A 22,255-nucleotide genomic window follows, 5' to 3' on the forward strand; every position below is an offset into this window, starting at 1 on the left:
CGGTGTGGCGCTATCACTGGCCGTGGGTGCGCGTAGCATACCCTTGAGTGACGTGATATCGGCCCTTCGCGGGCAGCCAAGCATTGCTGCTTCGATCGTGTGGGAGAGGCGACTTCCCCGTACCGTGGTTGCCGTTTGTGCGGGCTGTGCCCTCGCTCTAGCTGGCGCAGTTCTGCAGATTATGACTCGCAATCCGTTGGCAGATACCGGAGTCTTCGGCATCAACGTCGGCGCCAGCTTGGCCGCGGCCATTGCCTTGGGTTGGTGGGGATGGCAGTCTCCTGTAGCTTTTTCTTTCGCAGCCATTATCGGTGCAGCAGTGACTATGCTGCTGGTAACCGCGGTGGGGCGTGGCAGGATGGGAGATGTCGATCCTCTCCGGCTGATACTCGCTGGTGTAGCTATCGGAGCGGTATGTGAAGGCCTTTCTTCAGCTCTCATCCTGGTAGATCCTCACTCTTTCGCACGTATCCGCGCTTGGGTGACGGGCTCTGTTGACGTGGCCTCGTGGGCACCGGTGGCGATTACGTCCGGCGGGTTAGCAGTTGGTGTGGTGCTGCTGATTGTCTTTGCGCGTCACTTGCCGCCCCTTGCTTTGGGGGATGAAGCCGCGGCGAGTCTTGGGATCAACCTCAAGATGACGCGCTTGGGACTTATCGCAGCGGTAACGGTCTTGGCGGCTACGGCCACAGCGGCAGCGGGGGTGATTGTATTTGTTGGCTTGGTTATTCCGCATGTGGTCAGGCTGTGCGGAATTTATGAAGAGCGGGCGCAACTCGCTGCCTCTGCCGTGGTCGGGCCTCTGTTCTTGTTGGGTGCTGACATTGTTGGTCGCTTTCTTATCGCGGCCGAGTTGCCGGCTGGCGTCGCGGTATCGCTCATTGGTGCCCCAGTATTGATTGCGTTGTCCCATCGCGCTGGAAGGAGGTTGTGGTTGTGAGCGTGAGAAGTGTTTTGTCCTTTGCAGGTATTGTGATCGTCGCGCTAGCTATTGCTGCCTATTCGCTCTTCTCGCCTGGTGCCGGGCAGGATAGCGCAGCGTTGTGGTCCGTGGCTACGAATCCCAATAGCACTGACTTTGCGGCCACCGTCGTGTGGCAATGGCGTGCTCCGCGGGTGGTTGCCGCGATTGTCGTAGGAATGTGTTTGGGCATAGCGGGCGCCATCTTTCAGATCCTCACCCACAATCCTCTGGGCTCGCCCGACATCATCGGGTTTAATACCGGTGCCTATACCGGTGTCATCGCGGTATCCTTGGCGGGCTTTAGTTCCGCATTTAATATTGCGCTAGGCGCGTTGGTGGGTGGGACTGTCACTGCGTTACTCATCATGGGGCTTTCATTTGCCGGAAGGCTCACGGGAGCAAGGCTGATTGTGGTGGGGATTGGAGTGACGTTCTTTCTTTCAGCAATAAACAAGTGGCTGATTCTAAGCGGCGAGTTGGAGCAATCCTTAGGTGCGGCGACTTGGGCGGCTGGAACATTGAATGCTGTGTCCTGGGGCTACGTTATCCCCTTGGGGGTGCTCGGAGGCGTGGCGTGCGTCGCTGGGTTGCTGCTGCGTGGCTGGTGCGACGCACTTGCCCTGGGGGATAGCACGGCGAGTTCGTTGGGGTTGAACGTGAATCGTGCACGTGTGGTGATGGTTCTGGTTGGCACAGTTCTTGTCGCTGTATCGACGGCGATAGCGGGCCCAATCTCATTTATCGCCCTCGCGGCCCCTCATATGGCTCGGTTGCTCTCGCGTCCAGACAGGACACCGGTGTTGGCTTCAGGAGTGCTCGGCGCTCTTTTCTTGCTCGCTGCTGACTTAGCGGGGCAGCGCCTATTTTTCCCTATTACTTTGCCCGCCGGCCTTGTAACTGTCTGTGCTGGTGGCATCTACCTTGCGGGTCTGCTGTTGTGGCAATCCCGATTTGCGCGCGTGAAAGGCCGGTAAAAATGAACGAACAAAAAGTGTGTGACGGTGCGCCGAGCGTGCGGGCTGAGGGGTTGAGCATGTCCTATAGGAGAACTGCCCCGTTAATTCTCGACTCGGTGGATGTGTCTTTCCCCGCGGGCAAATTCTCAGCCATCATTGGCCCGAATGGTTGTGGAAAGTCCACCCTGGTGAAGGTGCTTGCGCGGTTAGAAACACCGAGCGCAGGTGCGGTGCATATTGGTCAAGAAGACGCAGCTTTACTCTCGCGGCGAAAATATGCCCAGCGCGTTGCTGTGATGTCGCAGCAATCCGTAGCCCCTGAGGGGATTAATGTCCGAGAATTGGTTGCGCGAGGGCGCTTCGCTCACCAAGGATTTATGGGGTGGAGGAGCCAGGAAGACGAGCGTGCTGTTAGTCGTGCGCTAGCGGAGGTAGGCCTTGAGGAATTGGAAGAGGCCGAGGTGGCGGCGTTGTCAGGTGGTCAGCGTCAACGCGCTTGGCTGGCCATGGCTCTCGCACAGGAAACGCCTGTACTTTTCTTGGATGAGCCAACGAGTGCCTTGGATATTGGGTATCAGCATTCCTTCATGAAGTTGATGAAAGAGCTGGCGGGTAGCAAGACCCTCGTTGCGGTAATTCATGACTTGGCGCATGTGTTGCGTTATGCCGATTACGTCGTGGCGATGAAAGATGGAACGGTGCGGGATGCGGGCGCGCCGCGCGATGTCATTAACCCTGCCCTGATCGAGGATCTTTACGGCTTGGCAGTCCGCGTTGTGAATGCGGACGGAGAGCCAGCAATCGTCCCAGTGGGGTGAGCCGCCAATTGAGCAGCTTCATTTCCCCAGCGTGCTGGCAATAAATAAAAAAGTTGAGTCGATCGGGAACAACTTTGAGTTTGTCCGCGTTGTGTAGGTTGAGTGACCGGCGCTCAGGTTTGGATGACTTTGAGTGTTGCTTCTGTTAGAGTCTCTGACTGGACGCGTCAGAAGTTGAGTCGCGCATTATCAAGTTAAGAACAAACCCAACCAAGCAAGGAGAAAAGATCATGGGACGCGCAGTAGGAATTGACCTCGGTACCACCAACTCGGTCGTATCCGTACTGGAAGGTGGCGAAGCCACCGTTATTGCTAACTCCGAGGGTTCTCGCACCACCCCGTCCGTCGTGGCTTTCGCTAAGAACGGTGAAATCCTCGTCGGCCAGTCCGCGAAGAACCAGGCGGTCACCAACGTTGATCGCACCATCCGCTCCGTCAAGCGCCACATCGGCACCGACTGGACCATCGATATCGATGACAAGAAGTACACCCCGCAGGAGATTTCCGCTCGCACACTGATGAAGCTCAAGCGCGACGCTGAGGCATACCTCGGTGAGGACGTCACCGATGCTGTTATTACCGTCCCGGCATACTTCGAGGACTCCCAGCGTCAGGCCACCAAGGAAGCCGGCCAGATTGCGGGCCTGAACGTTCTGCGTATCGTCAACGAGCCAACCGCAGCTGCACTGGCTTACGGCCTGGAGAAGGGCGAGCAGGAGCAGACCATCCTGGTCTTCGACCTGGGCGGCGGCACCTTCGACGTTTCCCTGCTGGAAATCGGCGACGGCGTCGTTGAGGTTATGGCAACCGCTGGTGACAATCAGCTCGGTGGCGATGACTGGGATCAGCGCATCGTGGACTGGCTCGTTGAGAAGTTTAAGTCCGCTAACGGCATCGACCTGACCAAGGACAAGATGGCCCTGCAGCGTCTGCGCGAGGCTGCTGAGAAGGCAAAGATCGAGCTGTCTTCCTCCCAGTCCGCAAACATCAACCTGCCGTACATCACCGTTGACTCCGAGAAGAACCCGCTCTTCCTGGATGAGACCCTGTCCCGTACCGAGTTCCAGAAGATCACCCAGGATCTGCTGGACCGCACCAAGGCTCCGTTCAACCAGGTCATCAAGGACGCAGGCCTGTCCCTGTCCGAGGTTGACCACGTCGTTCTCGTCGGCGGTTCCACCCGTATGCCGGCTGTTTCCGAGCTGGTCAAGGAACTGACCGGCCGCGAGCCAAACAAGGGCGTTAACCCGGACGAGGTCGTTGCAGTGGGCGCTGCTCTGCAGGCAGGCGTTCTGCGCGGCGAGGTCAAGGACGTGCTGCTTCTCGACGTCACCCCACTGTCCCTCGGCATCGAGACCAAGGGCGGCGTGATGACCAAGCTCATCGAGCGCAACACCACTATTCCGACCAAGAAGTCCGAGACCTTCACCACCGCGGAAGACAACCAGCCTTCCGTTCAGATCCAGGTCTTCCAGGGTGAGCGCGAGATGGCTTCCGCTAACAAGCTGCTCGGCTCCTTCGAGCTCGGTGGCATCGCTCCGGCACCGCGTGGCGTCCCACAGATCGAGGTCACCTTCGACATCGACGCCAACGGCATCGTCTCCGTTTCCGCTAAGGACAAGGGCACCGGCAAGGAAAACACCATCAAGATTCAGGATGGTTCCGGCCTGTCCCAGGAAGAGATCGACCGCATGGTCAAGGACGCTGAGGCACACGCCGAAGAGGATAAGAAGCGCCGCGAGGAGCAGGAGCTGCGTAACCAGGCAGAGTCCACCTCCTACCAGACCCGCAAGTTCCTGGATGAGAACTCCGACAAGGTTTCCGAGGACGTTAAGGCCCAGGTCACCGAGGCTGCCGACGCCGTCGATGAGGCTCTGAAGGGCGATGACATCGAGGCCATCAAGTCCGCAGTTGAGAAGCTGGGCACCGTCTCCCAGGAGATGGGCAAGCAGATCTACGAGGCACAGGCCGCTGAGGCCGGTGCTGAGGGCGCCGCAGCTGGTGCCGAGTCCGACCCAAACGTTGTTGACGCAGAGGTAGTCGACGAAGACGAGACCAAGGATGGCGACAAGTAATGACTCAGAACAGCGGAATGCCGCAAAACCCAGGCGACCCGGACAACACTGATCCAGAGGTAACCTCGGCGGACCGCGCTGAGGCAGCTGCCGCGGAAGCGCAAGAGGCTCAGGCTGCACAGGACGCGCAGGCTGACTCCGCCGACGAGGCAGAACTTGATCCAACTTTGGATGCGGATCTGGAAGCCGCGCTTGCCGACGTCTCCGCAGAAGACGCAGCCGACCAGGCTGAGGCAGCAGCCGACGTTGCCGCTGACCAGGGCAACTCCCTAGAGGCGCAGCTGGCTGAGCGCACCGAGGATCTGCAGCGTCTGAATGCGGAGTACACCAACTACCGCCGCCGCACCGAGCGCGAGCGCCAGGCTGTCATCGAGGCTTCCAAGGCCAAAGTCCTGGCAGAATTCCTGCCTATCCTTGATGACCTAGAGCTCGCACGTCAGCACGGCGACCTCGAGGAGGGCCCACTGAAGGCTATCTCCGACAAGCTCTCCGGCGTGCTGGAGAAGAACCAGCTGCAGCCATTCGGCGAAGAAGGCGACGCCTTCGACCCGGAAATCCATGAGGCTGTGCAGGATCTCTCTAGTGGTGGCGAGCAGGCAGTCGGTACCGTTCTACGCCGTGGCTACAAGGTAGGCGAGAAGCTGGTGCGCACCGCGATGGTAATCATCGCGGATGCACCGGACGCCTCCACGGAGGCCGGCGAGGGCAGTGCTGAATCTGCCGGTTCGGAATCTGCTTCCGAATAGTGCGAGGTGGCGTCAGGGCTTAAACAAACAAATGCCTTGGCGCCATTTCACTGTTTAGTGAACTTAGAACAAATCTTATTTAGTTATATTTTGTCCCCAATAGCCGCCAAAGCTGGCGGTTTCAAGGAAGGAGGGGATGCCCAGTGAGCGCCAAACCCGAATGGGCAGACAAGGATTATTATGCGGATCTGGGGGTCTCCTCGTCCGCTACGCCAGAAGAAATCAAGCGCAGCTACCGCAAGCTAGCGCGCGAAAACCACCCCGATACCAACCCGGATAACCCCGCGGCAGCCGATAAGTTTAAGCGCGCTGCCGAAGCCTATGATGTGCTTTCCGACGCCACGATGCGTAAGGAATACGACCAGTTCAAGGCCATGCTGCGCAACGGCGGTGGGTTTGGACGGATGGGAGGCGCCGGGTTCCCCGGCGGGTTTCGATCTTCGCACATGGGCCAAGGATCTGCGGAAGAATTCGACCTCTCCGACCTCTTCGGAGGAAGAACGCCTGGAGGAGCGGCTCAAGGCGGCGGTTTTGGGGATATCTTCGGTAGCGTTTTCAACCGCGGCGGTAGTGCTGGCCACACAGCTCGGCCGTCGCGGGGGGCCGACGTCGAAACGGAAATAACCCTCGAATTCCGGGAGGCTGCCACCGGCACCACCATCCCGCTGCAGCTAACTGGTGACGCCCCCTGCACCACGTGCCATGGCTCCGGTTCCAAGTCAGGTAAGACGAGCTCCTGCAAGAACTGTAAGGGCACTGGCTTTACCTCTGAGAACCGCGGAACCTTCGGTTTTTCCGCGCCGTGCACTGAGTGTGGCGGCACCGGTCAGAAGATTGAGGATCCATGCGCGGACTGCAATGGTTCCGGCACCGTGCATCGCACGCGCTCTATCACCGTGCGTATACCGGCAGGCGTCATCGACGGTCAGAAAGTGCGCTTGGCCGGTCAGGGCGAGGCAGGCCCCAATGGCACGCCAGCGGGAGATCTTTTCGTTGCGGTGAAGGTAAAGCCGGACAAGATTTTCACCCGTGAGGGCGACGATCTGCATGTTACGGTGCCGGTTTCCTTCGCGGAATTGGCGTTGGGTGACACCATTACTGTGCCAACCCTGGGTTCGCCGGTTCGCGTGAAGGTGCCGGCGGGCACTCCCGATGGCCGTACGCTGCGCGTGCGCAATCGCGGCATCGAGAAGCGCGGCGGCAAGGCCGGCGACCTTCTGGTTACCGTCCAGGTCACCGTCCCGACCCACCTTGATGGCGCCGCTACGAGTGCGCTGCGCACCTACGCGCAGGCGGAGCGCGACTCCGGTTTCGACCCGCGCGCGGGCTGGGAAGGCAAAGTCGCCCATGGAAGCGCCGCAGGTAGCGCATAAAAGGAAGGTGCAACGATGAGCAAGGAAAATCAGGCAGGGGCCAACGCGGTCTATGTCATCTCCGTTGCCGCTGAGCTGTCCGGAATGCACGCGCAGACCCTGCGCACCTACGATCGCATTGGCTTGGTCTCGCCCGCCCGTACTCAGGGTGGCGGGCGCCGCTACTCCGACCGTGACATCGAGTTGCTGCGCAAGATCCAGACTTTGTCGCACGACGAGGGCGTTAACCTCGCTGGAATCAAGTCCATCATTGAGCTGACCGAGCAGCGCGACCAGCTAGAGGCCGAGCGCGATGCATTGCTGGCTGAGGTTCAGCAGCTGCGCGAACGGGTTGGTGAACGCCAGCCGCGCGGCGAGCTCGTGCACGTGCCGCGCTCGACGTCGGTGGTTATGTGGACCCCACGCCGCAGCCGCCGGCGCGGCGAAGCCGGCCACGAAGGCTAGCTTTTAGCCTTCACAATCTTTCCGAGACCCCGCAGAAATGCGGGGTCTTTGAAGTATGAGATGTGGTCTCCTGGCAGGCGGTTTGCGCCTGGTAGTGGGGACGACCCAAAGTTGGGCGTGCTCGGATCCGGGCCGTGAATGCCACCGCGCGGGCCGGTAACCACGCCGATGGGATCGTGCGCATTCGTCGCGGCCCAACTGCGCGCCTGAATGTCATCGGCGCTTTCGGCGGTGGTGCCCGGGCTGCCCACGAAGACCACGTCTTCGGCCACGCCGGGCGCCTTTGCGGCTTTTCCTGCCACGACGGAACCATAGGAATAACCCACCACTATCCGCTGTGAGCGGGAAAAGCGTTTGCCCAATGAGCGCTGAAAGCGACGTAGGTCCTGCGCGCCACGTGCCGCCGGGGAATCGTGGCCTGCCTGTGCGAGGCTGTCTGGTGCGCGGTAGCCAATCCAGGCCACCGCGGGACCACCCGTTGCACGCGCTACGGCCCGCGCGCGATCGATGCTGCTTTGCCAGCCGGACGGATCCGAAGAATGCACCCCGGAGACCACGGTGGAAACACTTGCCGCGGAAGTACCCAGCTGGCCGGGATCAACCAATGCCGCCACGCGCCCGGGGCCGGCTTCAAGCAGTTGCACGTCCGGATTGCTCTCCGCTAGCGCGACGGCCTCTGGCGGGGCGGTGCTCATAAGCATCTGGTGGATGGCCTCGATGGGTAGCTCCTCGTAATCCTCCAGATAGCCGCCGCCGGTAGGCAGCTCTGGCGTGCACAGCGCATCTATTTCTCGGGCGCATGCCCAATCCAGGCCGTCGCCCAAAGCATCGAGCGCATTCAGCATCGCGCCTATCTGGCTGCTCCACGGTTCTATCTCATCCATCCGTGCTAGCAGGCGGGTGGCCTCGGCGCGCAATTGTTCGACCCGAGCCAGGATGGGCGCATAGGCGCGAAGAGTCTCTGCCGCAGCCTCCATGCTCTGAGCGGGTAGTTCGAGTTGTTCCGTGGTGTTTGTCAGCTGGGCGCGCGCGGCGTCGGCAAAAGCGCCAATTATTTCTAGGTCATGCCAACTATTGTGTAGTCCTTGTTTGAAAACGTGCAGGTTAGCAGCGCCAGACTGCATTTCTTGAGAGGCTAAATAAAGGCTTAGCGCGCGTCTCACGGCAGCCCTCCGTCCAGCTTGTTGGCTAGGGAGGCATCGATTTTTCTGCTGTGCCTGATGAACTCATCGAGGTCTTGGAGCATGGCGTCGTGTTGCTTAGCGTTAGCGGCAAGCTGACCGTCCCAGTGTTTTGCCACGCGCGCTAGGGCGCTGGCCGTGCGCGGATACTCGGGCGGCGGCGGGGTAATGAAGCGGTGCCTTTGGCCCATGTGGGAGCGGATGGTGTTGCGTGCGTTGTCAGCGATGTAGAAATCCATACCTCAAGCTTTGTGGGCCAAGTTCAGTAATTTCTAGACCCAATTTCTGATTAGGGCGAAATCTGTGGATAACTCATCGCGACTCGGCTAGTTTGGGGTGTCATGTTGGTAGCAGCAGTGCAAATTTTGACCGGCGGTAACCTCGAGGAGAACCTTGAGCTGGCCGTGGAGAAGATCCGTGAGGCCGCTGAGAATGGTGCGCAACTGATCGTGTTGCCTGAGGCCACGTCCCAGGCCTTCGGGGCTGGCCGCTTAGACGAGCAGGCCCAGGGCCTTGATGGTTCCTTCGTCACCACCATCCGTGCGGTAGCGCAGCAGCTGGGGGTCACCGTCGTGCTTGGCATGTTCAGCCCAGCGGACACCGTTGAGCGTGATGGCAAGACCATCAACCGCGTGAGCAACACCGCGCTCATCGCGGGCCCGGACGTTCTTGGCGGTTACGACAAAATCCACACTTATGACGCCTTCAATTACAAGGAATCCGATACCGTGCGTGCGGGTGAGGCGCTAGTCGCTTTCGACGTCGCGGGCATTACCGTTGGCGTGGCCACCTGTTATGACATCCGCTTCCCAGAGCAGTTCAAGGAGCTGGCTCGCCAGGGCGCGCAGGTAATCGTCGTTCCTACTAGCTGGGCTGACGGTCCCGGCAAGCTGGAGCAGTGGCGTCTGCTCACCGCGGCGCGTGCTCTAGACTCCACCTCTTATATCGTGGCTGCGGGCCAAGCCCGTCCAGGCGGCGCGGAGATGGCTGGCCAAGACTCTGGTCCCACCGGCATTGGCCATTCAGTAGTTGTAGCCCCCGATGGCACCCGCGTAGTCGAGGCCGGCTACGAGCCGGAGATCATCTACGCCGAGATCGACTCCGACCTCGTTGCCCTGACCCGCAAAGCGCTGCCGGTCCTCGAGGCTTAAGTTTGCGTCCACTCCGACTTCTTCCAGGCCGCCCACGCATCCCAGTCCTCCCAGCCGTCTAGGTCTGCGGCGGATGCGGCCCACTCGTGGCCGCGCTGCCAGGATTGGGCGTGGATATTGCCAGCTGGGATGCCGGCTGCTAGGAGGGATTCGCGTGCCACCTCGACTCGGTCGGCGGGGCCTACCAAGATGAAGCGCTTGTCCTTGGCTCCGTCCTTCTCGTGGTCCTTCTCGTGGCGTAGCACCACGGCGATTGGGTCTTGGGATTCGCCGGCGGTTTCGGATGCGAAGCCCTCTGCCTGCGGCTGCGCGCCGAGCAGCCAGGGATCCTGCTCGCTGCGGGAAATGTTATGAAACGAAAGCTCAGGCAAGAGGGCCTGGAGATTAGCCTGGAAGTGGGTGTCGTAGTGTTCGCCAGGGGAAGAAGCCACGCTGTAGACGCTGAGGTTCTTCGGCACTTCGCCGGCAGCCAAGCAATCTAGGAGAGCGGCGCGGGCGCCCGCCCATCCCGTGCCGAAGCTTATGAGCGCGGTGGCCTTGCCGTCGTGCAAGTTCGGAAAGTTTCCGGCAGGGTTACCCAGGGTCCACCAATCGCCGGGCTTTGCCTTGGCCAGCATAGAGGAGGCGTCGCCAGCCAGCGCAATGTGGAAGAGCAGCTGGCCCGTAGTGTCCGCCGGATGCGCCGGGGTCAGCATGCGCCAGGTGCCGGGCAGCAGCTGCGAGGTGATGGGAAAATGCTGGCCCGCCTCGTATTCGATGGGCGCACCGGATTCCAGCCGCACCACCGCAGTATTGCGGTTGGGGTGTTCTACGGCGACTACCTGCGCGCTGTGGGCCGGGGCGATGCCGGCGATGTCGGCAGCATGCGCCGCCTGTGCCATCGTGGTGCACACAGTGTGGACGGCGCGCTTTGCCACCACTAGCTGGTGCTGAGTCAGTCCCAACGCGATAAACCCCTCGTTCAGGGAGGCCTCGAACTTGGGATAAATCTCTGTGGGGAAGCCGTGGCGGCGGTGCTCCTTGCCTAGCTCGCGGACGCGCTCGATGGTCTCTTCTGGGAGGAAGCCGGCATCGTCAGCCGCATCCAATATCCACGCCACTGCAGGCGCCAGTGCCGGGTGGGTATCACGCATGGATAGAGCGAAGATTTGGCGCGACTCCGCGACGGTGGCAAAGAAGTGCTGATGCACCGCATCGCGGTAATCGTCAGCGTGCCTGCGGATGTGTTCGCCCAATTCCTTCATGCTGGCCCATCCTACTTGCCCGCGGCCGCGGGCGATCTGGTTTAGGGAAGCCGCTTCGAGGTGGCTTCTCCGTATGATGAGCGCATGGAGGTCGCACTACCGCACGAAGTTCGTCGAGCGGGCCGTTCGTATCTGGACGCCGCCGATTGGCTGCTGCCTGGAGCGATCACGGGTGTCGTGGTGGGCGGTTCTGTTGCGCTGGGTGCGTATCGCCCGAAGGCCAGCGACATCGACCTGATCGCCACGCTTGATGACGCCTGGCGGGAGCGCTCCGACCTGATCCCACGCCTGCGCGCTCTGCACCTCTCCCAGCTCCCGCGGCTGCTCGGGCGAGCTGTTCGAGGAATGGACATCAGCGCGTGCTGCAACACCTCGTTCGTGTGGGACTCGGAGATCACGCGCCCTGTGACACAGATCGAGCCGATCGCTTCCCACGTGGGCGAGATCTTCAACCCCAGGGGCGCGTTCGATGTGAATCCCGTGATCTGGCACGAGCTCGAGCACGGCGGCATCGCGCTACGGGGAGGGGACGTCTCGACCTGGGGCCTAGACCCGCAGCCCGACGAGCTCCGGCCATGGACCCTGAACAACCTGCTGGGGTACTGGAAGCCGCTGATGCTGCGCACCGAGAGAGGGCGTGGAGCCCTCGGAGCCGGGAGGGTTCAATGGCGGCTCCTCGGACCTGCGCGGATGCACGCGACGCTCACGACGGGTGAGGTCATCAGCAAGCAGGAGGCCGGAGCGCGTGCTCTCGGATTGTTCCCTCATCACGCACCGATCCTCGGCGTAGCACTTGCTCATCTCAGCGGAGAGAATGCTCCAAGCGCTCCACCGAAAAGCGAATGGCGACGGCTGACTGCCGTCTGCATGCGCGAGATCATCTCCAGGTCGGAGCAGCTTCCGCGCTGAACTTGACGCCACCTTCGGCCTGCTTTTGGCGCTAACTCGCGACGGGTTGGTGGAGCTGGGGATTGAGCCGGAAGGCCAGGTGGCCTACGTCTGGAACTTTGCACGATTGTGCGGTTTCCCTTTTCTATGCGGTGCCTAAGTGCTCAGCGAAGCGATTAAACGGCAAGGAAAACTTGAGTCTGCTACGCTCAGGCAGGGAAGAAAAGAAAATTTGAAGTTGAGTGGAACAAACTCAACTTTGGATGCGTTGTTGTAAATATCAGGCAATAAACCTTCTAATAAACAACTTCCAAGGAGGAAGCAATGAGTGCTTTCAACCCCACCACCAAGACCCAAGAGGCCTTACAGCAGGCGCTGCAGACCGCCTCTTCCAACGGCAATCCGGACATTCGCCCGGCGCACCTACTAGCGGCCATCCTTAGCCAAGAAGACGGCATCGCCGCACCGGTCCTCAAGGCCACCGGCGTCGATCCGGAAACCGTCCTCAAGGAGGCGCGCGCTCTTGTGGATTCCTATCCCAAGGCTGAGGGCTCTGGGATGGCGAACCCGAACTTTAACCGCGACGGTCTCAACGTCTTGACCCGCGCGCAGGAGCTGGCGGGCGAATTGGGCGATGAGTACGTCTCCACCGAGGTTCTTCTCGCTGCTATCGCCGGCTCTAAGACTGACGCCGCCGAGCTGCTTACCGGCCGCGGCGCTACCTTTGATGCGCTGAAGGGCGCTTTCCCTTCGGTGCGCGGGGCCGCGAAGGTCACCTCTGAGAATCCAGAGGAGCAGTTCCAGGCGCTGGAGAAGTACGCCACCGACCTAACCGCCCGCGCGCGGGAGGGCAAGATTGACCCGGTTATCGGCCGCGACCAGGAAATCCGCCGCGTCGTGCAGGTGCTGTCCCGCCGCACGAAGAACAACCCAGTCCTTATCGGTGAGCCGGGCGTGGGCAAGACCGCCATCGTGGAGGGTCTGGCCCGCCGCATCGTGGCAGGCGATGTCCCGGAGTCCCTCAAGGGCAAGACCCTGCTGAGCCTGGATCTGGGCTCCATGGTCGCCGGCGCGAAGTACCGCGGCGAGTTCGAGGAGCGCTTGAAGGCAGTGCTGGATGAGATCAAGGCCTCGGAAGGCCAGATCATCACCTTCATCGACGAGCTGCACACCATCGTCGGCGCGGGCGCCACGGGCGAGGGTTCCATGGACGCCGGCAACATGATTAAGCCGATGCTGGCCCGCGGTGAGCTGCGCCTGGTGGGCGCTACCACCTTGGACGAGTACCGCAAGTACATCGAGAAGGACGCCGCTTTGGAGCGCCGCTTCCAGCAGGTCTATGCGGCTGAGCCCTCTGTTGAAGACACTGTTGGCATCCTGCGTGGCCTGAAGGAGCGCTACGAGGTCCACCACGGCGTGCGCATCATGGACTCCGCGCTGGTTTCTGCAGCTGAGCTGTCTAATCGCTACATCACCAACCGCTTCTTGCCGGACAAGGCAATCGACTTGGTTGATGAGGCCGGTTCTCGCCTGCGCATGGAGATTGACTCCTCCCCGCAGGAGATTGACGAGCTGGAGCGCGTCGTGCGCCGCATGGAGATCGAGGAGCTGGCGCTGAAGAAGGAAAAGGACGCCGCCAGCCAGGACCGCCTAAGCAAGCTGCAGCAGGAGCTTGCCGACGAACGCGAAAAGCTCGGGGAGCTCAAGGCTCGCTGGGTCAACGAGAAGAAGGCTATCGATGAAGTCCAGCACGCCAAGGAGGAGTTGGAGGATCTGAAGCGCCAGGCCGAGATTGCCGAGCGCGACGGTGACTACGAGAAGACTTCCGAGCTGCGTTATGGTCGCATTCCCGAGTTGGAGAAGCAGCTTGCCGACGCCGAGGTGCACGCCAACGCGCAGTCCAACACCATGCTGGTAGAGGAGGTCACCCCAGACACCATCGCTGAGGTGGTTTCCGCGTGGACCGGCATCCCAGCGGGCAAGATGCTGCAGGGTGAGACCCAGAAGCTGCTCAACATGGAGGCCGAGCTGGGCCGCCGCGTGGTGGGGCAGAAAGAAGCGGTCAAGGCCGTCTCCGATGCCGTGCGCCGCGCCCGTGCGGGCGTTGCGGACCCGGATCGTCCGACCGGCTCCTTCCTCTTCCTTGGGCCTACGGGCGTGGGTAAGACGGAGCTGGCCAAGGCTCTGGCGGACTTCCTCTTCGACGATGAGTCCGCGATGGTGCGCATTGACATGTCTGAGTACGGGGAGAAGCACTCCGTGGCTCGCCTCGTCGGTGCCCCTCCGGGATACGTTGGCTACGATGCCGGCGGCCAGCTCACGGAGGCCGTGCGTCGCCGCCCGTACACACTCGTGCTTTTCGACGAAGTGGAAAAGGCGCACCAAGACGTCTTCGACGTTCTGCTGCAGGTCCTCGATGAGGGCCGCCTGACCGACGGCCAGGGCCGCACCGTGGACTTCCGCAATACGGTCATCATCTTGACCTCGAACCTCGGTGCTGGTGGCACCAAGGAGGAGGTCATGGAGGCCGTCAAGCGCAACTTCAAGCCGGAGTTCATCAACCGTCTCGATGACGTCGTGATGTTCGAGTCCCTGTCCTCGGAGCTGCTGGCCGGCATCGTCGACATCCAGCTCGATGCTCTGGCATCGAGGTTGCAAGGGCGCCGCCTGAACCTGCAGGTTTCCGACGCCGCGAAGCTCTGGCTCGCCGAGCGCGGCTACGACCCTGCTTACGGCGCCCGTCCGCTGCGCCGCCTGGTGCAGCAGGCCATCGGTGACCAGCTTGCCCGCCAGCTTTTGGCCGGCGAGGTCATGGACGGCGACACCGTCCACGTTGACGTCGCTGACGGCGGCGAGCACCTGGAGCTCAATAGCAAGCGCGGCTAACCTGCGTAAGAAGCGCCGAATTGCTCATGGCCCTAGAATCTAGAGCCATGAGCAATTTGGTTTCTCCAAGCGAACTCCAGCAATCCATTTACCGCGGCAAGCGCGTCGCACTTCTTGCATCTTTGTGGGCACCAGGTGAGGGTGAGGCATACAACCAGTTCGCCTCCCTGCACATTCCTACCGCGCAGTTCGCCGACGCTGCGCACTCCTTCGTCGGCCTTCCTGGCTCCAAGGTGGGCCGTAACCCGTTGGTGAACCCGGAGCGCTTGAAAGAGAGCTGCGAGGCATGGGGACTGCGTCCCGATTGGGAGATCGTGGTCTATGACGAAGGCCGTGGTCTCTTCGCCGCACGCGCTTGGTGGACCCTGCGCTGGGCGGGCTTTAAGAACGTTCGCATGCTCGATGGTGGCTTGGCTAATTGGCGCCGCCAGGGCTTTGCCACCCTTACGGGCCCAGGCAACCTGGGCCTTGCCACCGAGGTCGAAATCACGCCGGGCTCTATGCCGACTGCCACGATTGAGGACGTTAAGGCCCACGACGGCCTGCTCATCGATACTCGTACGGCAAACCGCTTCGCTGGCCGCCGTGAACACCTCGATCTGAAGGCCGGCCACATCCCCGGTGCAGTGAACCTGCCGGAGCGCAAGTTCCACAACGAAGACAAGACCATCAAATCTGACGAGGAAATCCTAGAGATCCTCGACAACGCTGGCATCACCAAGGAAAATGTCAAGGACGCCATCGTCTACTCCGGTTCCGGTAACCACTCCGCGCTGACCATCGGCATCCTGGAGGGCCTTGGATTTACTGGCCTGCGCCACTTCGTCGGTGGCTGGTCCCAGTGGTCCGCAGACCCATCCAACCCGGTCGAGCGCGGCGACCGCACGACTGTATAAATAGCCTGCGTAAATTAACCAGCGCGCCAGCCTACTCACCCCAAGACTTCCTACTAAAGCCTACTCACCCCAAGACTTCCTACTAAAGTCTTGGGGTGATGCCTATTCTGATCATTGCCCTAGTCCTCGCCGCGGCCGGCGTCGCGCTTCTCCTCCTCGACAAGCGCCAGCGCACCAACCAGCTTGACGGCACTAGCTCTATCGAGAGCCTCGAATCGTCAGAGCGTCCCACCGCTGACGAGCCACGTGAAGCCGAAACGTTTGAACCGCAGGAGGAAGGACTTGCTTCTGCAGAAAACGCAGTGGAGGAAGAGCCTGCCTCAGTACAAGAGCCCGCCCCAGTAGAGAAGGACCAGGCGGCACCTGAAACAGCTATGGCAGAGCAGCAGGCGGCGCCGGAGCGCAAAAACGAGCACCTGCTGCGTGCGCGTGACTTGGTGCCCGGGTCGCTGCGCCGTGAGCGCAAGGCATGGGGCGAGCATCACCAGTTCGAGTACACCAAGCAGGATGACTACCTGGCTGATGAATGGATGCGTGGCGCAGCGGCCCTGGGTGCGGCGCCGAAGGATATCGTGGCAGGGTTCGTGCATGGTCACGAGATGCTGCTGATGGACTTGGGCGGCATCAACGTCATGGCAATGCGCACCGGTGCGGCATCAGACATCGTGGTGGACTTCCGCCGCATCGGCCTCGCAGAAGAACACTTTTCGGAGGACCTGATCAAGGTCGACGACGTTGAAGGATTCGAGATGTTCGCAACCGACGCGGGCGTCGGCAAGCGGCTCATCGATGAGCGCCTAGAAGTTGCCCTTGAGCAGATGCCCGAGGAGGTCACCGCGGCGTGGATGGAATCTGAATGGGTGCTTGCCCAAACCACCAAGCACGCGCGCGGCGCGCAGTGGGATGCCATGCTGGCCCCGCTTGCAAAACTTGCCGATTGCGCCCGTGTTCTGCCGCCACGTTCGGCCGCGATGCAGGTGCTGCGCATGGCTGAGCTGGACCCGAGCCGCGAGATCCCTGAGCCGCCGCAGCCTGAGCCGACCGGGCCTACCCTTGTGCCGGACCGCGAGGAAATCCAGCGCCCGCACATCCAGCGCCCGGAAGAGCCGGTAGAGCTGCCGAGCCGCACCCGCAGTGAGTCCCTCGGCGAGGTTGACCACAGCGCGCTGGGTGCGGACGAAGTCGACGCCATTGCCGACGGCCGCGAGCGCCCCCTGCTCGATAAGGCGCAAGCGCGCATGCGCCGTGATCTCAACGGCCGCTCGACCATCTTCGGCGACGAAGAAGCAAACGAGTAGTCTTAAAGCGATAATCCCGCAAAACATGGCGGGACAAGAAGCGGCATAAGAAACAAAAAGGAGAGCCATGAGCTTGGATGCACAGAAAAAGGCCCGTCTGGCAGAGCTGGTCAAGGAACTGGCTGTTGTACACGGCAAGGTCACCTTGTCCTCCGGCAAGGAGGCTGACTACTACGTTGACCTGCGCCGCGCCACCCTTCAGCACGAGGCCTCCCGCCTCATCGGCTCCTTGCTGCGCGAGCTGACCGCGGACTGGGACTACGTGGCAGTTGGCGGCCTGACCCTGGGTGCTGACCCCGTCGCTACCTCCGTCATGCATGCCGACGGCCGCGATATCGACGCCTTCGTGGTACGCAAGGAAGCCAAGAAGCATGGCATGCAGCGCCGCATTGAGGGCTTCGACGTCACCGGCGCTAAGGTCCTCGTGGTTGAGGACACCACCACCACCGGCAACTCCCCGCTGACCGCCGTCGAGGCACTGCGAGAGGCAGGCGCCGAGGTCGTCGGTGTGGCCACCGTTGTGGATCGCGCAACCGGCGCTGGCGAAGTTATCGCCGCTGAGGGCCTTGAGTACCGCTACCTGCTGAGCTTGGAAGACCTTGACCTCGCCTAATAACCCATTCGCGCAAGAGCCTATAGAGACAGGCAAGGGCCCTACCGAGTGGAACGAAGGCCGCCACGGCGTCGGGCCGTGGGAGGGCCCCTGGCCAGACGGTGCGCAGTATGACCCAGAGCTGCTGCGCGAGGGTGATCGCCGCAACGTGGTTGATGCCTACCGTTACTGGAGCAGGGAAGCGATCACCGCGGACATCGATAAGCGCCGGCACGCCTTGCACATCGCCATCGAGAACTTCGAGAACGATTCCAACATCGGAACCGTGGTGCGCACCGCGAATGCCTTCGCCGTCGACACCGTGCATATCGTGGGGCGCCGCCGCTGGAATCGCCGCGGGGCCATGGTCACTGACCGCTACCAGCACCTGCAGCACCATGCCACGGTGGAGGAGCTTTTACAGTGGGCCAACGCCGAAGGGCTAACTGTCGTCGCCATCGATAACACCCCCGGATGCGTTCCCCTTGAAACGGCCGAGCTGCCGGAGCGCTGCCTGCTTTTGTTTGGTCAAGAAGGCCCCGGCGTTACCCAAGCAGCCCAAGATGCAGCGTTAATGACCTGTTCCATTGCCCAATTTGGCTCGACTCGTTCGATCAACGCGGGCGTTGCCGCGGGCATCGCCATGCATGCGTGGATTCGTCAGCATGCTGACTTAGAAAAAGCGTGGTAAATCGTTATCTCAAGTAGATACGATGGAGTAACGAAACCATTATCGAGAGTGATAGATCTACAGTGGAAGAGACATGGGCACACCGCGCGGACCTCGCGGAAACCGCCATCAATGAACGCCATGCGCAAAACGTATGGTCGATTCCGCGTACCAATCTTGCGGTCGTCAGCTGGCCGCCGACTGGTAAGGAGAAGCTCTTCGTCCACTGGCACTACTGGTGGCAAGCTCATTACCTCGATTGCCTGGTAGACGCCGCGCTGCGTAACAACACCAAGGCGCGCCGCGCCCGCATCGTGGACACCATGCGCGGTATCCGTATTCGTAACATGAGCCAGCTTACGAAGAATCGTTATTACGACGACAAGGCGTGGCTGGCCCTGGCTATGGAGCGTGCCGAGCAGCTCAAGCGCATCAAGCCGCATAAGCGCCTAGGCTCCTTGCAGCGCAACATCCTGGAAGGTACCGACCCCCAAATCGGCGTGCTGCCGTGGCGCGAGGGCGAGACCTTCCTGAACGTGCCATCCAACGGCCCCGGCGCCATCATGCTTGCCCGCATGGGGCGCATCGACGAGGCCCGCCACATCGTGGACTGGATCTATGACCATCTGGTTGATGATGACGGCTTCATCATGGACGGCGTGCGCATGCGTATGGACGGCCCGGAAATCGTGAAGGCTATCCACCCGTATTGCCAGGGCGTGGTTCTGGGCGCCTGCCTGGAAATTGCATTGGCACTGCGCGAGAAAGCTGGGTTGACCTCCCTGGAGAGCATCGACACCATTCAGGAAGCCGAGCTGGCAGCGGATACGATGCACTACATCACCAACATCCGTGGCCTAGTGCAGGCAGTGGCAACCGGAATGGCTACCCCGTCCGGCGTTATCAACTGGATGACGGGCGACGGAGATGGTGGCCTGTTCAAGGGCATCCTCGTGCGCTACCTCGCGGACGTTGCTGTGCGATTGCCGGGCGATTCCCCGGCTAACCGCGCCACCAAGAAGCTTGCGGCTCGCATGGTCGTGGCCTCTTCTGAATCCGTGTGGGAACACCGCCTGGAGGTAGATGGTCTACCTATCTTCGGCTCCGACTGGACCACCGATGCTCGCCTGCCACATAATTACGGCTTCGGGCCGCATACCGTCGGCGAAAAGGTAGGCATCATCCGTGTTGCAGAGCGTGATCTTTCGGTCCAATTGTCAGGCTGGATGCTGCTCGAGGCCTGCGCACGAGTCATGAAACACCAGTCCCAAGAAAAATAAAAACGCATTACAACCGTACTATTTTGTGGTTTCACCTGCGTATCGGCAACCGCCCACCAGGCGCCTGCCTGCATTAAGGAAGTTCACAAAAATTCTGGCGGCGAAATCGGGCAAAAACAGGCATACTTGGGACTTGGAACGTGATTGCCCCAACACACTAAGGATGGAACTTCATGCCAATCGCAACTCCTGAGGTCTATAACCAGATGCTGGATACCGCCAAGCAGGGCGGTTTTGCATTCCCAGCCATCAACTGCACCTCTTCTGAGACCATCAACGCGGCTCTGCGCGGTTTCGCAGAAGCTGAGTCTGACGGCATTATCCAGTTCTCCACCGGCGGCGCTGAGTTCGGCTCTGGCCTTTCCGTGAAGAACAAGGTGGCAGGTGCTCAGGCTCTGGCAGCTTTCGCTCACGAGGCGGCAAAGCACTACGGCATTAACGTTGCGCTGCACACCGACCACTGCCAGAAGGAAGTTCTGGACGAGTACGTCCGCCCCCTCATCGCCATCTCCCAGGAGCGCGTTGACCGCGGCGAGCTGCCTTTGTTCCAGTCCCACATGTGGGATGGCTCCGCAATCCCAATCGACGAGAACCTCGTCATCGCCCAGGAGCTGCTGGAGAAGGCACGCAAGGCAAACATCATCCTCGAGGCTGAGATCGGCGTCGTTGGCGGCGAAGAGGACGGCGTCCAGGCGAAGGCCGGCGCAAACCTCTACACCTCCGTTGAGGATTTTGAAAAGACCATCGATGCACTTGGTACCGGCGAGAAGGGCCGCTACTTGCTGGCTGCTACCTTCGGCAACGTCCACGGCGTTTACAAGCCGGGCAACGTGAAGCTGCGCCCAGAGGTTCTCGACGAAGGCCAGAAGGCCGCCGTCAAGAAGCTCGGCCTGGAAGAGGGCTCCAAGCCATTCGACTTCGTCTTCCACGGCGGCTCCGGCTCCGAGAAGGAAAAGATCGAGCAGGCTCTGTCTTACGGCGTTGTGAAGATGAACGTTGACACCGATACTCAGTACGCCTTCACCAACCCGGTTGCCCGCCACATGTTCGCTAACTACGACGGCGTCTTCAAGATCGACGGCGAGGTTGGCAACAAGAAGGTCTACGACCCACGCTCCTACATGAAGAAGGCAGAGCAGTCCATGGCTGAGCGAGTGGTTGAGGCCTGCACCGACCTGCACTCCGTGGGCAAGTCCATCTCCAAGTAAGACTGACCACCAAACCACACCACACAGAGCCGTTCCCCCCAGACCCCGCAGCCGCTGGGAACCCCGCAGCCGCTGGGAGGGAGGAGCGGCTTTGCTGTGTTTAGCGTCAAAGAATGCGCCGGCAAAGTCCCCGACCAACATCCTCGCCCGAGTCAAACCGGAATCAAAACCCAAATGGTGAGGTCACCGCACAACAAAAGGGACTAGTGTAAACCAATGGGGCAAATGAGGCCCGCAAGTGGTGAGGTGACCTCACCATCTAGAGCGAACCCAGCCACGACCCAGGCCGAACCCAGCCACGACCCAGGCCGACCCCAAACCAGAGCCAAGCAATCCACACGGGCGAACTAAGATAAGGAAACCATGGCGGAAGCAAAGGATAAGAGCACCAAGGAACGGGCCAAGCTGACCACGCGCCAACAGCTGCGCAGCTTTGACCGCTCGGTCAAATCCCGGTTTGCGCGCGTGAAGTCCCGCTTCCTCTACATCGTCCAGTCCACCCTCGGCGCCGGCCTGGCTTTCTTCGTCGCGCACGTCGTCTTCGGCCACGCTCAGCCGTTCTTCGCGCCGATGTCCGTCATCATCATCTTGGGCCTGTCCGGCGGGGACCGCCTTAAACGCGCGGTGGATCTCTCCATCGGCGGCATCGTCGGCGTTATCGTGGGCACCCTCCTGGTTGACGGCCTGGGCACCGGCCCTATCCACATGACCATAATCATCGGTTGCTCGCTGCTCATCGCGTCCTTCGTGACCGAGTCGCAGCTCATCAGCAACCAAGTGGCCATCGGCGCCATCCTGATCGCCACCATCATGCCCCCGGAGGAGATGGGCGGACTCTCCCGCGCCATCGATGCCATCATCGGCGCCTTCATCGGCATCTGCATGGTCGCCCTCATTCCGACTTCCCCATTGCGCGCCGTGCGTAAGGAAGTATCCAAGGTTCTGCGGGTGGCTTCTGCAGTGCTTTCCGACGTTGCCGGCGGCCTCCGCGACGGCGATGAGAAGGCGATCCTGGAAGCTCGCGACGCCGTCCGCGGTACGCAGAGCGATATCAATGACATGCTCCAGGCGGCCAAGGGCAGCGCCGAGACCGTCAAGGTTTCCCCATTCCTGTGGAGCTGGCAGCGTAACATCCGCTCCCTGGAGCGCATCCTCACCCCGGTGGACAACGCTATCCGCGGTGTGCGCGTGCTTTCCCGCCGGGCCTTGGTGCTTTCGGAGGACGGCGACCACGTCACCGAAGCCCAGCTTGATCTCATCGACGAGCTTTCCGACGTCACGTATGAGCTCGCCGAGCTCTACGGCCGGGCCAGCAGCAAGGAATCACGCGCCAACGAGGCCGTGGTCATCCCGGAAATCGTGCGCCGCCTACGTGTCCTTGGCGCGAACGCCACCATGGACGTGCTTGGCAAGGACGGCGTTCTTTCCGCCTACTCACTCCTCGCACAGACCCGCTCTATCATCGTCGACCTGCTGATGGTCTGCGGCATGTCCCGCGAATCAGCCGTGGCGCAGCTTGCCCCCACCTCTGACCATCCGGCCTACCCACCGGAAGTTCTCGACACCGACTAAACGCACGGAGTAA

20 protein-coding genes are annotated in these 22,255 nt (G+C 61.2%); 17 read left to right on the forward strand and 3 right to left on the reverse strand.

Annotation, left to right across the window (positions count from 1 at the left end; genetic code table 11):
• The first annotated feature begins 4 nt into the window (after positions 1–4).
• The 7 genes from HMPREF3155_RS00120 to HMPREF3155_RS00150 all read left to right on the forward strand — a co-directional run bounded on the left by HMPREF3155_RS00120 (position 5) and on the right by HMPREF3155_RS00150 (position 7,376).
• The gene (locus HMPREF3155_RS00120) at positions 5–940 is read left to right on the forward strand and encodes a FecCD family ABC transporter permease (RefSeq protein ID WP_256374607.1); all 936 of its coding nucleotides are present in this window, start codon (positions 5–7) and stop codon (positions 938–940) included.
• The gene (locus tag HMPREF3155_RS00125) at positions 937–1,938 is read left to right on the forward strand and encodes a FecCD family ABC transporter permease (protein WP_168162298.1); all 1,002 of its coding nucleotides are present in this window, start codon (positions 937–939) and stop codon (positions 1,936–1,938) included. Before HMPREF3155_RS00120 ends, HMPREF3155_RS00125 begins: the two co-directional genes overlap by 4 nt.
• 59 nt (positions 1,939–1,997) lie before the next feature.
• Positions 1,998–2,738 (forward strand): ABC transporter ATP-binding protein, encoded by a 741-nt coding sequence (locus tag HMPREF3155_RS00130; RefSeq protein WP_246817617.1) that lies wholly within the window; start codon positions 1,998–2,000, stop codon positions 2,736–2,738.
• Positions 2,739–2,968: 230 nt separating this feature from the next.
• Positions 2,969–4,813, forward strand: coding sequence for a molecular chaperone DnaK (dnaK, locus tag HMPREF3155_RS00135; RefSeq protein WP_070432276.1), 1,845 nt, complete (start codon positions 2,969–2,971; stop codon positions 4,811–4,813).
• Positions 4,813–5,559, forward strand: a complete 747-nt coding sequence (gene grpE / locus HMPREF3155_RS00140; RefSeq protein WP_070432277.1) for a nucleotide exchange factor GrpE — start codon at positions 4,813–4,815, stop codon at positions 5,557–5,559. Before dnaK ends, grpE begins: the two co-directional genes overlap by 1 nt.
• Before the next feature lie 143 nt (positions 5,560–5,702).
• Positions 5,703–6,932, forward strand: coding sequence for a molecular chaperone DnaJ (gene dnaJ / locus HMPREF3155_RS00145; RefSeq protein ID WP_070432278.1), 1,230 nt, complete (start codon positions 5,703–5,705; stop codon positions 6,930–6,932).
• A 15-nt stretch (positions 6,933–6,947) separates the two neighbouring features.
• On the forward strand, positions 6,948–7,376 hold the full coding sequence (locus tag HMPREF3155_RS00150) for a heat shock protein transcriptional repressor HspR (protein ID WP_070432279.1): 429 nt from the start codon (positions 6,948–6,950) through the stop codon (positions 7,374–7,376).
• On the opposite strand, the gene HMPREF3155_RS00155 is transcribed toward HMPREF3155_RS00150, so the two are convergent.
• Together HMPREF3155_RS00155 and HMPREF3155_RS00160 are read right to left on the reverse strand one after the other, a co-directional pair.
• The gene (locus HMPREF3155_RS00155; RefSeq protein ID WP_070432280.1) at positions 7,373–8,500 is read right to left on the reverse strand and encodes an alpha/beta hydrolase; all 1,128 of its coding nucleotides are present in this window, start codon (positions 8,498–8,500) and stop codon (positions 7,373–7,375) included. The two genes, HMPREF3155_RS00150 and HMPREF3155_RS00155, sit on opposite strands and share 4 nt — an antisense overlap.
• 35 nt (positions 8,501–8,535) lie before the next feature.
• Positions 8,536–8,796, reverse strand: a complete 261-nt coding sequence (locus HMPREF3155_RS00160) for a hypothetical protein (protein WP_070432281.1) — start codon at positions 8,794–8,796, stop codon at positions 8,536–8,538.
• A gap of 102 nt (positions 8,797–8,898) precedes the next feature.
• Between HMPREF3155_RS00160 and HMPREF3155_RS00165 the strand changes: the two genes are divergently transcribed.
• Entirely contained in the window at positions 8,899–9,708 is an 810-nt protein-coding gene (locus HMPREF3155_RS00165) for a carbon-nitrogen hydrolase family protein (RefSeq protein ID WP_062036978.1), read from the forward strand.
• On the opposite strand, the gene HMPREF3155_RS00170 is transcribed toward HMPREF3155_RS00165, so the two are convergent.
• The gene (locus tag HMPREF3155_RS00170) at positions 9,705–10,952 is read right to left on the reverse strand and encodes an FAD-binding oxidoreductase (RefSeq protein ID WP_070432282.1); all 1,248 of its coding nucleotides are present in this window, start codon (positions 10,950–10,952) and stop codon (positions 9,705–9,707) included. The two genes, HMPREF3155_RS00165 and HMPREF3155_RS00170, sit on opposite strands and share 4 nt — an antisense overlap.
• An 84-nt stretch (positions 10,953–11,036) precedes the next feature.
• On the opposite strand from HMPREF3155_RS00170, the gene HMPREF3155_RS00175 reads away from it, so the two are divergent.
• The 9 genes from HMPREF3155_RS00175 to HMPREF3155_RS00215 all read left to right on the forward strand — a co-directional run bounded on the left by HMPREF3155_RS00175 (position 11,037) and on the right by HMPREF3155_RS00215 (position 22,242).
• Positions 11,037–11,861, forward strand: a complete 825-nt coding sequence (locus tag HMPREF3155_RS00175) for an aminoglycoside adenylyltransferase domain-containing protein (protein ID WP_070432293.1) — start codon at positions 11,037–11,039, stop codon at positions 11,859–11,861.
• Positions 11,862–12,164: 303 nt separating this feature from the next.
• On the forward strand, positions 12,165–14,726 hold the full coding sequence (gene clpB, locus HMPREF3155_RS00180; protein WP_070432283.1) for an ATP-dependent chaperone ClpB: 2,562 nt from the start codon (positions 12,165–12,167) through the stop codon (positions 14,724–14,726).
• Between the two features lie 47 nt (positions 14,727–14,773).
• Positions 14,774–15,622, forward strand: coding sequence for a sulfurtransferase (locus HMPREF3155_RS00185; RefSeq protein WP_070432284.1), 849 nt, complete (start codon positions 14,774–14,776; stop codon positions 15,620–15,622).
• Positions 15,623–15,720: 98 nt separating this feature from the next.
• Positions 15,721–16,920 carry a type III secretion system chaperone family protein gene (locus HMPREF3155_RS00190; RefSeq protein WP_070432285.1) on the forward strand — a complete coding sequence of 400 codons (1,200 nt, stop codon included), beginning with the start codon at positions 15,721–15,723 and terminating at the stop codon, positions 16,918–16,920.
• Positions 16,921–16,987: 67 nt separating this feature from the next.
• Complete coding sequence (gene pyrE, locus HMPREF3155_RS00195; protein WP_070432286.1) at positions 16,988–17,533, forward strand: orotate phosphoribosyltransferase; 546 nt, start codon at positions 16,988–16,990, stop codon at positions 17,531–17,533.
• Positions 17,520–18,203, forward strand: coding sequence for a TrmH family RNA methyltransferase (locus HMPREF3155_RS00200; protein ID WP_070432287.1), 684 nt, complete (start codon positions 17,520–17,522; stop codon positions 18,201–18,203). The genes pyrE and HMPREF3155_RS00200 overlap by 14 nt, the downstream gene beginning before the upstream one ends.
• A gap of 62 nt (positions 18,204–18,265) precedes the next feature.
• The gene (locus tag HMPREF3155_RS00205; RefSeq protein WP_070432288.1) at positions 18,266–19,462 is read left to right on the forward strand and encodes a glycoside hydrolase family 76 protein; all 1,197 of its coding nucleotides are present in this window, start codon (positions 18,266–18,268) and stop codon (positions 19,460–19,462) included.
• Between the two features lie 173 nt (positions 19,463–19,635).
• Positions 19,636–20,670 carry a class II fructose-bisphosphate aldolase gene (gene fbaA / locus HMPREF3155_RS00210; protein ID WP_061924895.1) on the forward strand — a complete coding sequence of 345 codons (1,035 nt, stop codon included), beginning with the start codon at positions 19,636–19,638 and terminating at the stop codon, positions 20,668–20,670.
• A 363-nt stretch (positions 20,671–21,033) separates the two neighbouring features.
• Positions 21,034–22,242, forward strand: coding sequence for an FUSC family protein (locus HMPREF3155_RS00215; RefSeq protein ID WP_061924851.1), 1,209 nt, complete (start codon positions 21,034–21,036; stop codon positions 22,240–22,242).
• Positions 22,243–22,255 lie beyond the last annotated feature (13 nt).

The organism is Corynebacterium sp. HMSC06D04 (assembly GCF_001807315.1).
GTDB lineage: Bacteria > Actinomycetota > Actinomycetes > Mycobacteriales > Mycobacteriaceae > Corynebacterium > Corynebacterium simulans.